Source organism: Paenibacillus polymyxa M1 (genome assembly GCF_000237325.1).
Classification (GTDB): domain Bacteria; phylum Bacillota; class Bacilli; order Paenibacillales; family Paenibacillaceae; genus Paenibacillus; species Paenibacillus polymyxa_C.
The window spans coordinates 957386-973041 of sequence record NC_017542.1; the positions used below are offsets into that span (position 1 = coordinate 957386).

A 15656-nucleotide genomic window follows, 5' to 3' on the forward strand; every position below is an offset into this window, starting at 1 on the left:
TTTGTCATATCATTGTCCTAACAAGGATACTGTACAGGCATTTTCCGATATTTCTCGGGAAATAAATTGATAGAAGAGAAATTTGCAAAATTCTGAAAGAGCTAAAGGAGGAGACAGGGTGAGTATTAAAAGAGCGCTCGTCAGCGTATCAGATAAACGGGGAATCGTAGAGTTTTGCCGTGAGTTGTCCAAATTGGGTGTGGAGATCGTTTCGACAGGGGGAACGAGCAGCTTGCTGTCGAAGGAGGGTATTCCTGTCATCGGTATTTCAGAGGTAACGGGATTTCCAGAAATTATGGATGGACGTGTTAAAACACTCCACCCTGCGGTACACAGCGGTTTGCTGGCTGTTCGGGATAATGAAGAGCATCAGCGTCAAATGAAGGAGCTTGGATTGGATTATATCGATCTGGTCGTTGTGAACCTGTATCCTTTTGCGGAAACGATCGCCAAACCCGGTGTAACCTATGAGGACGCGATTGAAAATATCGACATCGGCGGTCCAACGATGCTTCGTTCTGCGGCAAAAAACCATGCTTTTGTCAGTGTAGTGGTTGATGCTGATGACTATAGCACTGTACTGGAGGAAATACGTAAGGATGGCGACACGGAGCTGAATACTCGTAAGCGTTTGGCTGCAAAAGTGTTCCGTCATACGGCGTCATACGACGCTTTGATTTCCGATTATTTGTCGAATGTGACAGGTGATCCGCTGCCTGAGCGTTACACTGTAACCTATGAAAAAATTCAGGATTTGCGTTATGGCGAAAATCCTCATCAACAGGCTGCGTTTTACCGTGAGCCATTGGCGGTCAAGGGTACACTGACAACAGCAAAGCAACTTCACGGTAAAGAGTTGTCTTACAATAATATCAATGATGCTAATGCAGCCCTGCAAATCGTCAAAGAATTCAGCGAGCCTACAGTAGTTGCAGTTAAGCATATGAATCCTTGCGGTGTGGGAATTGGCGGCAGTATTTATGAAGCGTACAGCAAAGCTTACGCAGCAGATCCAACTTCGATTTTTGGCGGCATCGTCGCGGCTAACCGGATTATTGATGGTGATACAGCGAACAAGCTGAGTGAAATCTTTCTGGAAATTATATTGGCACCGGGCTTCACGAAAGAAGCATTGGAGATTTTAACGAAAAAGAAAAATATCCGTTTGCTTGATCTGGGTGAGCTTTCCCCGTCTGAGGCGAAGAGCCGTTTCGTCGTGACTTCCATTGAAGGTGGCATGGTTGTTCAGCAAAATGACGTTCATGCTGTAGACCCGGATGCACTTACGGTTGTAACAGAGCGTGCGCCATCCGAGGAGGAACTGAAACAACTTTTGTTTAGCTGGAAAGTGGTTAAGCATGTGAAATCCAACGCCATTGTATTGGCGGCAGATAATATGACCGTTGGCGTAGGCGCAGGACAAATGAACCGTGTCGGAGCAGCCAAGATTGCAATCGAGCAGGCCGGTGACAAAGCAAAAGGTGCCGTACTGGCATCGGATGCATATTTCCCGATGGGCGATACGCTGGAGTTGGCAGCTAAAGCAGGTATCACGGCAGTCATTCAGCCGGGTGGCTCTATCAAAGACGAAGAATCCATCAAGGTTGCTAACGAATATGGCATTGCTATGGTCTTTACGGGCGTACGTCATTTCAAGCACTAAGTTGCGTGAGTTGTGGATGCAGCACACCTGAACGATCATACTGGGAGCGGGAGGAATCACCTGAATGGATATTTTGGTTATCGGAGGGGGCGGTCGCGAACATGCAATTGTGTGGGCGCTGAAGAAAAGCCCCAAGGCCGGACAAATCTATTGTGCGCCAGGTAATGCTGGTATTGGACAATTAGCGGAGTGTGTGCCGATTCCGGTGAGTGAGTTTGACGCGCTGACAGAACTGGCGGAATCCAAAAAAGTCGGACTGGTCGTGGTAGGCCCCGATGATCCGCTGGCAGACGGCATTGTGGATGCCTTTGAAGCCAAAGGCATCCCAGTATTCGGACCGCGTAAAAATGCAGCGGAAATTGAAGGTAGCAAAATCTTTATGAAAGATTTGCTGCATAAATATCAAATTCCGACAGCAACCTATCGCAAATTTTATACCTATGAGGAAGCACATGCCTACTTAAAGGAACAGCCTATTCCGGTGGTCATTAAGGCCGACGGACTGGCAGCAGGCAAAGGCGTGACAGTCGCTTACTCGATGGAGGAAGCGGAAAAGGCGCTGTCCGATATTATGGTGGCAAAGGTATTTGGAGAAGCGGGCGCACAGGTCGTGATCGAGGAGTTCCTCGCTGGACAGGAAATGTCGATTCTTTCCTTTGTTGACGGTGAAACGGTACGGCCGATGGCAGCGGCGCAAGATCACAAGCCGGTTTTTGATGGTGACAAAGGACCGAACACAGGTGGCATGGGAACATATTCCCCGCTGCCTCACATAGCCAATTCCATTATTGAGGAAGCCATTGAGACGATTATTAAGCCGACGGCCAAGGCTATGGTTGCTGAAGGACGCCCGTTCCGTGGTGTTTTATTTGCTGGACTGATGATTTCGCCGGACGGCAAGCCGAAGACCATTGAGTTTAATGCACGTTTTGGTGATCCAGAAACACAAGTCGTATTGCCTCGACTACAATCCGATTTGCTCGATATTTTTCTCGCTGCTGTGAACGGCACGCTGGATCAGGTAGAGATCGAGTGGAAGGATGAAGCTGCGGTGTGTGTGGTACTGGCATCCGGAGGTTATCCTGCAGCTTACGCCAAAGGAGTACCTATCCACGGACTGGACCAGGCAAACGAAGCTATCGTCTTCCATGCCGGAACAGGCATCAACGAACAGGGTGAGTGGGTAACGAACGGCGGACGCGTGTTAGGCGTGGTTGGTTTGGGACGTGACATTGCCGAGGCACGGGACAAAGCTTACGAACAGGCTGCTCATATTACCTTTGAAGGCAAGCAAAACCGTACAGACATTGCGGCAAAAGCATTGCTATAACAGCAATATATAGGATACAGAGGACCTCTTTGGAGGTCCTCTTTTTTCGTTTGACAAAAGTATACTTATCCTATAGGATTAAAAATACAAAACTGACTGACTGATCAATCGGGAGGAGGAAACCCATGCAGCCACGCAAGGCGAAGCAGCCCAAAACCCTTTCGAATGACTCACCTGTTGACCACGGGGGAGAAGAAACAGACCGCAGAACACAGCTTCTTCACATTGCGTTAAAGCGGTTCGCTGAGCAGGGTTATCACCAAACGAAGATTTCAGATATCGTGGTGGAGGCAGGAGTAGCTCAAGGCACATTTTATTGGCATTTTAAAAGTAAAGAGGCCTTGGCGCTGGAGATTATCGCTACAGGTCGTGAACAGCTTTTGTCAGCGATCGGGCAGGGGTATCGCCGTGATGCGGGAACACTGGCTGATATGGTTAAGGCATCGGAAGCGCTGTTTGTTCGGCTATTTCATTTTGCATTGGAGAACCGTTATCTGATGGGTTTGCTGCTGATCGGCAGTGGTGTCGATGAACCAGTGAGGCAGAGCATCCGTGAAACAAGGACTGCGATGGAGCTTGCATTCCGACGCAATATGGAGCGAGCGATCGAGCTGAACATGTTGCCTGCCGAATTAGATGTCGAATTGAGGGCAGCACTACTCATGAGCATGATTGAAGGTGTCATTATACGCTGGCTATTCGGTTCAGAGGGAACACATGACCACATCAAGCAGGTATCCGCTACAAGATTGGCAGAAGAGGCTGCTAATTTTGAATTTTACGGACTATTAGGCCAAAGCTAGACGGTCAACATCGCATGAATGAGTAGTGGGCAACAAATAGTATAGCCCAATTACACATACAAACTTAAACATTTACATCTAGACAGGAGAGAACGATACATGAAAACACGTAAAAAAGGATTCTTGGTGACTACACTCATGGCTCTGGCATTGTTTAGCCTTGTGCTGAGCGCTTGCGGTACAAAGCCAGAAGCTTCGAATACTAGCAATGGAGCAGGCAGCAGTAACGAGGCAGCCGCCAATCAGCTCGAAGCCATCAAGAAGGCCGATGTAATGAAGGTAGGCATGATGGGTACTTACCCGCCGTACAATTTCTTGAACGACAACAAGGAGTTGGACGGGTTTGATGTGGATATTGCCAAAGAATTAGCGAAACGGATTGGAGTAAAAGCGGAGTTCACGGCACAAGAATTTTCGGGACTGATTCCAAGTTTGCAAAAGAAAAAATTCGATGCAGTGGTTAGCCAGGTGGCGATTACAGAGGATCGTAAGAAGGCCATTGACTTCACAGATCCCTATATCACCAATAATGTGAATATTATCGTGAACAGTAAAACCAATGACATTACGACGTTGGAAGACTTTAAAGGCAAAACGATTGGTGTCGGCTTGGGAACAAATGATGAGTCTTATCTGCGCAACGAAGTGCTGCCAAAGGTAGGCGATTTTGAGATCAAAACATATGATGATGTCATTACTTCATTGAAGGATCTAAACTCTGGTCGTATTGATGCAACCATTAACAATCTGTATGCTCTTAAGCCCATTATCGACAAAAACGGATTTCAAATTAAAGCTGTAGGCGAGCCGATTAAATCGGATCAGGCGGCTGTAGCTATTAACCAGAAAACTCCTGAGCTGAAGGCAGCCTTGAACAAGGCTCTAAAGGAAATGAAGGAAGACGGCACTTACAAAACAATTTTTAAAAAATGGTTTGGCGAGGAGCCAAAAGAATAACGTAAGCCTGTTACAGGCGTCTGGCTCCAGTCTTGGCTTTTATGCTGACATGGGGCCACTCGTCTGAAAGAAGGGAATATAACCGATGCTCGAATTAATGTGGGAGAACGTGCCTTTTTTATTGAAGGGTGCTTATTATACGCTGTATATAACGATTGTTTCTATGCTGTTTGGTCTAATCATTGGTTTGATTGTTGCAGTAGCGCGCTTGAAGGGGAATCGACCTGTTCGGTGGCTGGCTCGCATGTATGTATCAATCATCCGGGGAACGCCGGTTTTGGTGCAGATTGCGGTCATTTATTATGGTCTGGATGATTACGGAATATCATTTGGATCGTTAACGGCTGCTTGTCTCGCGCTCAGTATTAATACAGGGGCGTACTTATCAGAGACGTTCCGTGGAGCTATTTTAGCCGTACCGCAGGGACAGACCGAGGCCGCTTATGCTACGGGAATGTCGCCTGGTCAAACGATGTGGCGTATCATTCTTCCGCAGGCGGTACGCATTGCAATTGCACCGATGGGGAATACGTTCGTGGGTATGCTTAAAGAAACGTCGCTGGTGTCAGTTATCGGGGTCAGTGAATTGATGCGGCAGGCACAGCTTTTACAGGCGCAGTATTTGCTCTACATGCCGTTTCTGCTCGAAATTGCCCTGATGTACTGGATTATGAGTATTGGATTCTCCGCTATACTGGAGCGGGTGGAAAAGCGTCTGGCTCGAGCTTATTAAGGTGGAGATGATAGATGATGATAACAACAAACGGATTAGGTAAACGATTCGGACAGGTAGAGGTTCTGAAAAGCATAGATTTTCAGGTTGCCGCTCGTGAAATCGTCGTATTGCTCGGTCCCAGCGGCTCTGGTAAAAGTACCTTGCTGCGCTGTCTGAACGGTCTGGAAGAGCTGTCTTCCGGCAAGTTTGAGGTGAACGGGATTGAGGTTGATGCTACATCTCCTGTTCGTGCCCGCCAAGCGGCCATTCGTGATATTCGCAAGCAGACGGGGATGGTGTTCCAGCAATTCAATTTGTATCCGCATAAAACAGCAATCGGCAATGTCATTGAAGGACTGCTGACAGTAAAGAAAATGCCGCGCGATAAGGCTATGTCTATCGGACAACAGCTACTGAAGCGGGTGGGATTACTGGATAAGCAGGATGTACACCCATCTCGTCTGTCGGGTGGACAGCAGCAACGGGTAGCTATTGCACGTGCACTGGCGATGGACCCGGCGATTATGCTGTTCGACGAGCCGACATCGGCGCTTGATCCCGAACTGGTGGGTGAAGTGTTAGGGGTTATGCGAGAGTTGGCTCAAGACGGAATGACAATGGTCGTCGTGACTCATGAGATGAAATTTGCCCGCGAGGTGGCGGACAAGGTTGTATTTATGGCAGACGGAATCATTGTGGAGGAGGCTGCGCCACAGGCATTTTTTGATGCTCCCCAGCATGAGAGGACACAAAAATTTTTGCGTCAAATCAGCGAATTTTAAGTTAGATCGAGAATAAATCATAGATTACTAAGATGGAAAGAAGGCAATTGAACATGAAAGTATCTACAACTTGGCACGGCAAACGCGCGTTTACATCGGAAGGACCATCCGGTTATTCCGTAGGGATGGATGCTACGGCGGCTTATGGCGGTGATGGTAAAGGGATGACACCGATGGAACTGCTGCTTGCGGGTCTGGCGGGATGTATCGGTATTGATATTACGATGATTTTGGATCGTTTTTTGTCGGACATTCAGCGAATTGATATTGATGCAGAAGGTACGCGCAAGGAACAAATGCCAACGGGATTTACAGCGATTGATCTGACATTCCACGTGGACGGAGATATTCCAGACTACCGTGTATGGAAAGCGATTCAGATGGGTAAGGAAAAATATTGTGCAGTATCCGACTCCTTAAAAGCGGAAATTCGGATGCACCTCATTTTGAATGGAACAGAAGTACCCTATCCAGCGTAAGTGTTGAGGGGTGAGGAGAGTCAGCCTGTGTTATATACAGGCTGACTCTCCTTTTTTATGTTATCTGAGATCGGTGTACAGGTTGGGAGGTAATGCAGCTAAACGCTACGTTATCGTGCAGCATTTAGCTGTAATGGAGAACTTGTCCTTTATCCGCTGCTTTTTTGCTTGCGTTCCCGTAGCAAGAGATACAGGAAATAGGGCGCGCCAATCACGGCTGTCACGATGCCAGCAGGAATTTCGAGCGGCGGCTTCAGCCCCCGTCCGAGCGCATCGGCAAGGACGAGAATCAGGGCACCGATCATGGCTGCGCCGGGCAATAGATAGCGGTGGCGATTGCCAAACAAACGCCGCGCCAGATGTGGTGCCAGCAGTCCTATAAAACCGATGGAGCCGATGGCAGCGACACAGGAAGCAGCTAAGGCCACGGATACGGCCAGCAATCCTGTGCGCATACGCTTCACGCTAAGTCCCAAGCCAGCGGAGCTTTCCTCATCCAGACTCATAATATCCAGCTTGCGCTGTAGCGTATAGGCTAGAGGCAGCAATACAATTAACCATGGCAAAAGTCCATATACTTCATCCCAGCCTTTGCCCCACAGACTTCCAGCTAGCCAAGTCAGCGTATCGCTGGCTTCAAGTGGATATTTGACCAGAATATAATCGGTTGCAGCCTGAAAAATAGCACCTACCGCCAGCCCGGTTAAGGCTAGCATGTTAGGACGCATGCCCCCCTTCATCGAAAGCTGTACGAGCAGTAGTGCAGCTAATCCGGCACCGACAAAGGCAGCTACAGGCAATAGCGCCACGGGGGATGAGGGGAGCAGCACGATGACGAGAACCGCAGCAAAGCCGGCTCCCTTGGATACACCCACCACATCCGGCGAAGCCAGTGGGTTGCGGATCATACCTTGCAGCAGCACGCCAGCTACTGCAAGGCCAGCACCGGCCATGATGGCCAGCAGGCCACGAGGCAGTCGGTAATGGTGAACGATGAACCAGGAAGAGGCATTTCGGTCAGTCAGAGCGGCGATCAGCTCAGCGGGTGTAATGTAGGTGCTACCCACGCCGATAGCTACAAAGGAAACACCCAGCATTAACACGAGTAAAATCCACAGCTTTTTCATCGTGAAGCCCTCCCGTTCTTGTGCGCCAGATATAAAAAGAAGGGCGCGCCCACCAGCGCGGTTACGATACCAACGGGCGATTCATAAGGAAAGGCAATAAATCGTCCAAGCACGTCTGCATATGTCAGCAGCAGAGCTCCGCAGATTGCAGACAGGGGGATGACCCGTTTGTAATTATCGCCTGTAAACACCTTGATGATATTCGGCACCATCAGGCCCACAAAGCCGATAGACCCGGCTACTGCTACAGCAGAGCCTGCCAGCATAATAACTGAGGCTGAGGCCAGTAAGCGGACAAGACGTACATTTTGCCCCAGTCCCTGTGCGACCTCTGTACCGAGGCTAAGCACAGATAGCGAGGGGGCCAGTGCCAGTGCAAGGATCATACCGACGGCGAACCAGGGCAGCACCAGACGCGTATCGGCCCAAGTGGACCCGTCGATGGCTCCGGCGAGCCAATACAGTACATCGGATATTTGCTCGTTAAACACGAGCAGTCCCTGAGTGACAGAGGCCAGCAGCAGATGCACTGCCATCCCGGCAAGGGCCAACTTGACTGGCGTCATGCCCGCCGTTCCGGCCAGTGCGTATACGAAGGAGCCGCCTGCGATCGCTCCAGCAAAAGCAAAATAAATGCTGCCGGACGACCCGATATTCGGCAGCAGCACGACCGACAGGACGACAGCCAGCGAAGCGCCAGAGCTGACTCCAAAAACCTGCGGCGAAGCCAGCGGATTGCGTGTGATGGCCTGCATTAGCGCTCCGGCCACGGCCAGCCCGGCGCCGACGATCAGGCCAATGACGGCACGTGGTAGGCGTATCGTCAAGATAATGAGCTGATCCTTGGACGGATGCTCGGTGAACAGCGCAGTCAGCATGGTGGGGATGTCCATCCTGACTGGGCCAATTGCCACGCTCAGCAGCAGTCCAGCCAGCAGCGCGAATAGAAGTGCAAAGACGACCGGCTTATTTAGCCGGTCGCGTAAGGCTTGTCCGATCAACGGGAGCCGTCTCCTTTATTTTGCGCGGGATACAGAAGCGAAATCGCTTGCTCCAGTATTTTCTCGGCAGAGCCGAGTCCACGGTACCGGGTCCACAGTGCCCGGTTTACTTCGTAAACTTCCCCTTTTTTCACGGCCGTAATGTTTTGCCATAACGGATTTTGCTTCCATTCCGCAAGCAGCTTCTCATCGGCTTCCACCAAGAAGATCACATCTGGATCAGCTTGTGCAATCTGCTCCAGTGTCAGCTTGACTGTAGGCTCGCTTGTATTTTGAAGCGCATTGTGGATGCCTGCTTGCTCCAGCAGTTGTCCATCAAAAGATGAAGCGCCGTGAGCCGATAGTGAATCCGAACGGAATACCCCAAGCAATACGCTGCGTGACTCACCAGCTTGGATGCCTTCTTTCAGCTTTGCCATGGTAGCTTTATGTGCTGCGAGAATTTGCTCACCCTTTTCCTTCTCACCCAACGCGTCAGCGATAACGCCGAAGGATGCCAGGTTTTGTTCATAAGAGGAATTGCGGCTCTTAAGAACAATGGTAGGAGCAATCTCACTTAGTTCTTCGTATATGCTCTTATGACGGTTTAGATCAGCAATAATCAAATCGGGTTTCAAGGAGCTGATCGTTTCCAGGTTCGGCTGTTTGCGTGTGCCGACAGGTGTAAAGTCGATTTTTTTACCAAGCAGACCATCGATATCATCCTCATTTTCCTGAGCTATGCCGACAGGCATCACACCCAGTTGGGTAGCGGCATCGACAAAAGAGAATTCCAACGTTACGATTCTTTTAGGTTTGCCTGTAACTTTGGTTTCTCCCATCTCATGTTTGATCGTTCGAGTGTCGCCTGTGGTTTGAGGTGCTGCTGCATTATTATTTTGTGATTGGCCTCCACATCCCGCCATAACGGCTGTCAGTAGTACCAGAATCGCTGCAAGCAGCATGCCTGTGCGTAGTGGTAGTGGCTGTTTTGGTGTTGCCATGTATTGTCCCCCGTTCCAAATATGCTTACCAGAGAAACTGATAATCATTATCAATTAACTAACTGTTGATCATTCTAGCAACCGGGAAGGGGGACGTAAATAATGTGATCATTTAAACCATTTTAGCCTATTAAGCGAATTAAGTTTATTAAAATCACAACCGAGGAGAGAGGAAGGAAGGACCGAACGGCAGAATTGGTGGTTTATGCATTTTCCTGCCGTCTGCGATAGATACGCTCCGGTCTGCCGACGGTTCCGTATACCTGATCATGGTGCGCATCGCCACTTTCAACTAAATATTCCAGATACCTTCTGGCGGTAGATCGGCTCATACCTAGCTCAATTCCCACTGTACCCGTAGTAACCTCACCTTGTCGATTCAGGAGATCAAGCACCTTTTCGCAAGTGACTTTATCAATGCCTTTGGCCCATAGCTCTCCGACTCCGTTACCCGTCATCCGACCCGTGCCCGCGCTTTGTAGCAGACGGTCAATTTCCGATTGCTCCACCGTAGATTGTTCCTCTTGCCATGTTGTGACCTGGCGCCGAAAACGGGCATATTCCTCTAAGGTCGCTCGCAATCTTTCGAATACGAGCGGCTTTACGATAAAATCAAATACGCCTGCGCGAACCGCTTGTACCACAGTTTCAGCTTCTTTGGCGGCAGTCAGCATAATGACATCTGTACCCGGATAGTGTTGCTTGATGAACGATAGCAGGGTTAGACCATTCGTATCGGGAAAATAAACATCCAGCACGGCTAAAGACGGACGCAGAACATCTAGTTGGAGCTTTGCCTCAAATTCGTTCGTTGCTATTGCACATACAGTGAACCCGTCCACCTTTTCAATAAATCGTCGGTTAATCTCCGCAATTCGCGGATCATCTTCAATAATAAGAACCTCAATGTCCGATAAAACCCGCTCATTCATGGACGTAACCTCCTTTTGCATTATTGATCCTCGTGTCCGTCCTATTTAAAGGAATGTATACTTCAAAAATGCTACCACCACCAGGCCGTTCATGTGCTTTTATGGAGCCACTCATTCGTTCGGTGTACTCCTGCACGAGAGCGAGGCCATATCCGTGTCCTGCCTCTGCTTTGGTTGATGCTCCCTTAACGAACAGTTTTTCCTGGATATCCTCTGAAATACCCGATCCATTATCTGCAACTTCGACGATGATGGCTTCAGTCATTTCTTCCAGCCGGAACCAGACCTGTCTGTCAGGTATAGAGCCTATCGCAACTGCTTCCATAGCATTGTCCAGCAGGTTTCCGGCAATGGCAGCAAGAAGCGACCACTCCAACGTAGGAGACGGAGTTGAAAATGCTCCTTTAATATATGAATGGAGTACAATCCCTTTTTCCAACGCCTGTTTTTTCTTGCTGATCAGCAGGCTGGCGATGATTGAATCAGGTGAAAGAGAAGAGGAAACAGAACGATGTACACGATACTCCTCCGATTCCTGAGTAATAAAGTCCACTGCTTCGTCATAACACTCCAACTGAATCAGACCGGATATGAGATATAGCCGATTGGTATATTCATGTGTTTGTGATCGCAGCACATCCGCATAATCCTTGACCTCCGTCAACTGCCGCGTCATGCGAAGCAGCTCTGTTTTGTCGCGCAGACTGGCAACCGTGCCCAGTATTCGTCCAAATCGATCCTTGATCGGCACACGGCTGACGACTACGACTCGTTGTTGGATCTCAATTTCTTCATTGAATACGTTCTGTTCCTGATCGGGCTTCATGCTTGGATTCTTCTCGATAAAATCTGTAGCAAGTACATCTGCTAGTTGATCTGCAGCGTCCGCCAAGTGACGAAGCTCGCATCCATAGAGGCTAGTTTCCGGGGGAAGGCCCAGCAAACGGACGGCTTGTGGATTGGCAAGTGTGACTTGTCCACTGCTATTAACCGCGATAATCCCTTCGCCTATGGATTCGAGAATGGCTTGCTTTTCCTGATACAACCGTCCAATCTCTACTGGCTCCAGCCCATGCAGTTCGCGCCGTACCCGTCGTGCTATAACTAAACTTCCTAATATGCCGATCATCAGCGCGCCTATCATGAACCATAGCCATGTATATGTGTATGTACGAATATTTTGCGCCACATCTGTCATCAGAAAACCTACAGAAACGAGTCCGATAGCTTGGCCTTGTTCATTATAGACTGCGGTTTTGGCTCGCAGTGACGGTCCGAGAGAGCCGGTGGATTCCGTAATAAAGGACTGCCCTTGCAGCACCTTAGTATTCAGCGGGTCCATCATAGGCTGTCCGATGCGTTCCGGGTTAACATGCCATTGACGAATGAGATGACGATCTGCAATTGTAATAAAATCAGCCCCGCTGCTGGCTTGAACGGGCTTCACTGCCTCGTTGATCCGCGCACGTAGTTGCGTTGTATCGGTCTGTTCTAGAGCATCCCTGACCTGTGCATCTACCGCAAGCGTATTGGCTACGGTCAGCGCCCTTTTCCCAATCTCTTCATACAAGGCGGAGGTAATCATATAGCGCAAGGATAATCCCAACAGTCCGGTAACGACTAGCACTAGAAGGGATATGAATACCATTAATTTTGTCTGAAAACGCACATGCCTTCACCGCCACTAAACAAAATATAGGAGCAGTTGATCAGTCGATCAACTCCCCAATACGATTCATTTTACTGTATTTCAGAAACGGCCGCACTTTTAATCTATCGAAAGAATGGTCTATAATAGAAATAGTTACATAATGCGAGGAGGAAAATATTATGATTATTATTCATGCCGATATGAAAGTTTTACCAGAAAAAAGAGAAACATTTCTGCAACAAACCCAAGGGTTGATCAGCGCATCACAAGCTGAAGAGGGCAATGTCCGCTATACGTTAATGCAGGATCTGAATGATCCCAACGCATTTACGATGGTGGAAGTGTGGAAGGATGCTGCTGCTGTAGATTTCCATAACAATTCTGCCCATTTCCAGGCATTTGTTGCTGCAGCGAAAGAACTGTTGGCTGCTCCGCTTGAAGTGAATGCTTTTCAGGATGCGACTAAACTGTAATTATCCTGTTGGATAATATATAACTAAGAATAGGAGGAGATAGACATGGGGAACATTGCGGATACAGCTTTACTAAATAACGGAGTTCAGATGCCTTGGCTTGGTTTTGGTACGTACAAGGCGGAAGGTAATGAGGTTTACGAAGCAGTCAAAACAGCGATTGAGGTCGGTTACCGTCACATTGATACCGCGGCGATCTACGGCAATGAGGAACTGGTCGGACAAGCCATTCGTGACAGTGGAGCGGCTAGAGAAAATCTGTTTGTGACCACTAAACTATGGAATCAAGATCAAGGCTACGATTCAACACTGCGTGCCTTCGAGGAAAGCCGCAAACGGTTGGGCCTGGATATCATTGATCTGTACCTTATCCATTGGCCTGGCAAGGACAAGTACAAGGAAACTTGGAAGGCGTTCGAACGGCTGTATGAAGAAGGAAGCGTACGCGCAATTGGAGTAAGCAACTTCCAAATTCACCATCTCGAAGACCTCCTAAAAGACAGCAATATTGTGCCTGTTATTAATCAGGTAGAGCTTCACCCGCGTCTGACACAGCAAGAGCTGCATCAATACTGCCGGGAGCACCAGATCCAGCTTGAATCATGGAGTCCTCTGATGAAGGGGAAACTGACGGAGCAGGCAGACATTGTTGAGATTGCTGCTAAATACGGCAAAACGACTTCTCAGGTTATTTTGCGTTGGCATCTGGATCGGGGGATTGTGACGATTCCCAAATCGGTTACCGCGCATCGTATCCGCGAAAATGCCGATTTGTTCGATTTTGAACTGACGACTGAGGATATTGACCGAATCAATGGTCTTCATCTGGATGAGCGTGTAGGCACCCATCCCGATAAGCTGTTGTTTTAATTGAATATGTAGATGTATAAAGAACCTCCCATTCTGCTTTTATCGCGGTTTGGGAGGTTCCTTTATTAGGTTCAGGTGTGGCTTTGTCTATTTACTTGTTTAGCTTACGATACAACAAGTAAGAATAGAGTACAGGAGAGATAACGGATATGATCAGTACGGTTAGGAAAATGACTACTCCCGCCATTCCACCGACCCATGCCGCCACCAACGCTGAAGCACCGCCAAGCATCATCATAGGCCCCCCGAAACGGTGCGTTTTACGCCATACCTCGGGATTAGACAGAGTCCACGGCGTGCGGATACCGAACGTATAGTTCGGCTGTACCTGAGTCATATAATTCCCCATCACCATCAGCATCAGGCCTATTAACCCTAAAATTATAGCATTCATTTGCAGTCGTATATTCAGGTTATACAGCAGCATTCCCCATCCAGCTACAGCGAGAACTACAGAAACACCTGCACGCGTAACTTCATAGGCTTTTGAAAATTTCTCATAATTAGCTCTGTTGGGGTCCATGTGGCGTGCCAATCGAATGACCAGCGGGACTAGGCCCAACAACACGAGCATGATAATAGAACCACTTTTGCTCGTATACCCGTCTGCTGTATTGTTAAAGTTAATATGCGAGGCTAGAACATTGGGAAGTCGGTCGTACAGCAGTATAGCGCCTATGGCGGGTGATAAGGCAATCAAAGTTGTCAAAACATCCGTCAAGCTCCAAGGTGTTCGAAATTTCATTCAGATTCCTCCTCATCCTTAATATGATTCCTATTTTTTTTCGTCAGGGGTATCGGAGTGGGCGATACTGAACATCCAACCGATCACATCCGCCACAACCGTTGTATGCAGGGTGTAGATAATGTTTTGCCCCTGTCGTTCATCCAGCACCAGCCCAGCCTGCTTCAGGATATTGAGATGGTGGGAGATGCTGGGTTTGCTAATTTGAAAATGTTCAGCTACTTCGCCTGCGCTCATGCTTTTTTCCTTTAAAAGCTGCAAGATTGTACGCCGGGTCGGATCAGCCAAAGCTTTGAAGGCATCATTCAAAATACATTTCCTCCTTTAGATATTTAGATAATATTCTAAATATCTAACACCATAGTAAAATACAGCTATACTACATGTCAATGGAACAAGACATCATTTTATAAAAAATGAACGAGGTCAATTATGTTTGTATAAAGCAGTGAAATGGGCTATAATCAATTTATACAAAAAATAAGATTCTTAATTTAAAGTTAATTAGAGGAGGGAATAGATATGAAACACGTCTTTCGTAAAGGAAATGATCCGCAAGCCCCGGTTATTTTGCTGTTGCATGGTACCGGCGGGAATGAACAAGATTTGCTACCCTTGGCTGATATGGTAGCACCGGGAGCGTCTGTGCTGGGCGTGAGAGGTAATGTATTGGAAAATGGGATGCCGCGCTTCTTTCGCCGTTTGGCTGAGGGGGTATTCGATATTGAGGATCTCGTATTTCGTACCAAAGAACTAAGCGAATTTGTAGATTCAGCTGCAGAGCAATATGATTTTGACCGTAACAACGTGGTGGCTCTGGGCTATTCCAATGGAGCCAACATAGCGGCCAGTATGCTCTTTCATGATGCAAAAGCGCTACGTGGGGCCATTCTCCATCATGCCATGGTGCCATTGCGAGGGCTGCAACTGCCGGACTTGAACGGTGTCCCTGTATTTCTGTCTTCTGGTGAAAATGACCCGATTGTTCCAGCGGCGGAATCTCAGGAGCTGCAAGCCCTGCTGGAGGGGGCCGGAGCGCAGGTGGAAGCCTACTTGGAACGCAATGGTCATCAATTGACTCGCACTGAAGCCGAAGCAGCAGGCCAATGGTTTGGAAAGCATTTTAATGTATAAAATAACTCGAT

Annotated in this window: 17 protein-coding genes; 10 read left to right on the plus strand and 7 right to left on the minus strand. The window is 48.4% G+C overall.

Annotation, left to right across the window (positions count from 1 at the left end; genetic code table 11):
• The first annotated feature begins 118 nt into the window (after positions 1 to 118).
• The 7 genes from purH to PPM_RS04285 all read left to right on the plus strand — a co-directional run bounded on the left by purH (position 119) and on the right by PPM_RS04285 (position 6729).
• Positions 119 to 1663, plus strand: coding sequence for a bifunctional phosphoribosylaminoimidazolecarboxamide formyltransferase/IMP cyclohydrolase (gene purH, locus PPM_RS04255; protein ID WP_013369480.1), 1545 nt, complete (start codon positions 119 to 121; stop codon positions 1661 to 1663).
• A gap of 64 nt (positions 1664 to 1727) precedes the next feature.
• Positions 1728 to 2993: a phosphoribosylamine--glycine ligase gene (purD, locus tag PPM_RS04260; protein WP_013369481.1), complete on the plus strand. Its 1266-nt coding sequence runs from the start codon at positions 1728 to 1730 to the stop codon at positions 2991 to 2993.
• A gap of 125 nt (positions 2994 to 3118) precedes the next feature.
• On the plus strand, positions 3119 to 3796 hold the full coding sequence (locus PPM_RS04265; protein WP_013369482.1) for a TetR/AcrR family transcriptional regulator: 678 nt from the start codon (positions 3119 to 3121) through the stop codon (positions 3794 to 3796).
• A 99-nt stretch (positions 3797 to 3895) separates the two neighbouring features.
• Positions 3896 to 4753 (plus strand): transporter substrate-binding domain-containing protein, encoded by an 858-nt coding sequence (locus PPM_RS04270; RefSeq protein WP_013369483.1) that lies wholly within the window; start codon positions 3896 to 3898, stop codon positions 4751 to 4753.
• 85 nt (positions 4754 to 4838) lie between these two features.
• Complete coding sequence (locus tag PPM_RS04275) at positions 4839 to 5486, plus strand: amino acid ABC transporter permease (protein WP_013369484.1); 648 nt, start codon at positions 4839 to 4841, stop codon at positions 5484 to 5486.
• Between the two features lie 14 nt (positions 5487 to 5500).
• Positions 5501 to 6250, plus strand: a complete 750-nt coding sequence (locus PPM_RS04280; RefSeq protein ID WP_013369485.1) for an amino acid ABC transporter ATP-binding protein — start codon at positions 5501 to 5503, stop codon at positions 6248 to 6250.
• A 53-nt stretch (positions 6251 to 6303) separates the two neighbouring features.
• Positions 6304 to 6729: an OsmC family protein gene (locus PPM_RS04285; protein WP_013369486.1), complete on the plus strand. Its 426-nt coding sequence runs from the start codon at positions 6304 to 6306 to the stop codon at positions 6727 to 6729.
• Between the two features lie 149 nt (positions 6730 to 6878).
• On the opposite strand, the gene PPM_RS04290 is transcribed toward PPM_RS04285, so the two are convergent.
• The 5 genes from PPM_RS04290 to PPM_RS04310 all read right to left on the minus strand — a co-directional run bounded on the left by PPM_RS04290 (position 6879) and on the right by PPM_RS04310 (position 12441).
• A complete protein-coding gene (locus PPM_RS04290) occupies positions 6879 to 7856 on the minus strand; it encodes a FecCD family ABC transporter permease (RefSeq protein WP_013369487.1) in 978 nt (325 codons plus the stop codon).
• Complete coding sequence (locus PPM_RS04295; protein ID WP_013369488.1) at positions 7853 to 8857, minus strand: FecCD family ABC transporter permease; 1005 nt, start codon at positions 8855 to 8857, stop codon at positions 7853 to 7855. Before PPM_RS04295 ends, PPM_RS04290 begins: the two co-directional genes overlap by 4 nt.
• Positions 8854 to 9840: an ABC transporter substrate-binding protein gene (locus PPM_RS04300; protein ID WP_013369489.1), complete on the minus strand. Its 987-nt coding sequence runs from the start codon at positions 9838 to 9840 to the stop codon at positions 8854 to 8856. The genes PPM_RS04295 and PPM_RS04300 overlap by 4 nt, the downstream gene beginning before the upstream one ends.
• Positions 9841 to 10043: 203 nt before the next feature.
• Positions 10044 to 10772: a response regulator gene (locus tag PPM_RS04305; RefSeq protein WP_013369490.1), complete on the minus strand. Its 729-nt coding sequence runs from the start codon at positions 10770 to 10772 to the stop codon at positions 10044 to 10046.
• Entirely contained in the window at positions 10765 to 12441 is a 1677-nt protein-coding gene (locus tag PPM_RS04310; protein WP_014599490.1) for an ATP-binding protein, read from the minus strand. The genes PPM_RS04305 and PPM_RS04310 overlap by 8 nt, the downstream gene beginning before the upstream one ends.
• Before the next feature lie 161 nt (positions 12442 to 12602).
• Here PPM_RS04310 and PPM_RS04315 point away from each other — a divergent pair, with 161 nt between their 5' ends.
• Positions 12603 to 12896 (plus strand): putative quinol monooxygenase, encoded by a 294-nt coding sequence (locus PPM_RS04315; protein WP_013369492.1) that lies wholly within the window; start codon positions 12603 to 12605, stop codon positions 12894 to 12896.
• Between the two features lie 45 nt (positions 12897 to 12941).
• Positions 12942 to 13766 (plus strand): aldo/keto reductase, encoded by an 825-nt coding sequence (locus PPM_RS04320; RefSeq protein WP_013369493.1) that lies wholly within the window; start codon positions 12942 to 12944, stop codon positions 13764 to 13766.
• A gap of 91 nt (positions 13767 to 13857) precedes the next feature.
• On the opposite strand, the gene PPM_RS04325 is transcribed toward PPM_RS04320, so the two are convergent.
• Both PPM_RS04325 and PPM_RS04330 read right to left on the minus strand, forming a co-directional pair.
• Positions 13858 to 14511, minus strand: coding sequence for an SdpI family protein (locus PPM_RS04325; RefSeq protein ID WP_013369494.1), 654 nt, complete (start codon positions 14509 to 14511; stop codon positions 13858 to 13860).
• Positions 14512 to 14541: 30 nt separating this feature from the next.
• Entirely contained in the window at positions 14542 to 14820 is a 279-nt protein-coding gene (locus PPM_RS04330) for an autorepressor SdpR family transcription factor (protein WP_013369495.1), read from the minus strand.
• A gap of 213 nt (positions 14821 to 15033) precedes the next feature.
• On the opposite strand from PPM_RS04330, the gene PPM_RS04335 reads away from it, so the two are divergent.
• Positions 15034 to 15645, plus strand: coding sequence for an alpha/beta hydrolase (locus PPM_RS04335; protein ID WP_013369496.1), 612 nt, complete (start codon positions 15034 to 15036; stop codon positions 15643 to 15645).
• The last annotated feature ends 11 nt before the right edge of the window (positions 15646 to 15656 follow it).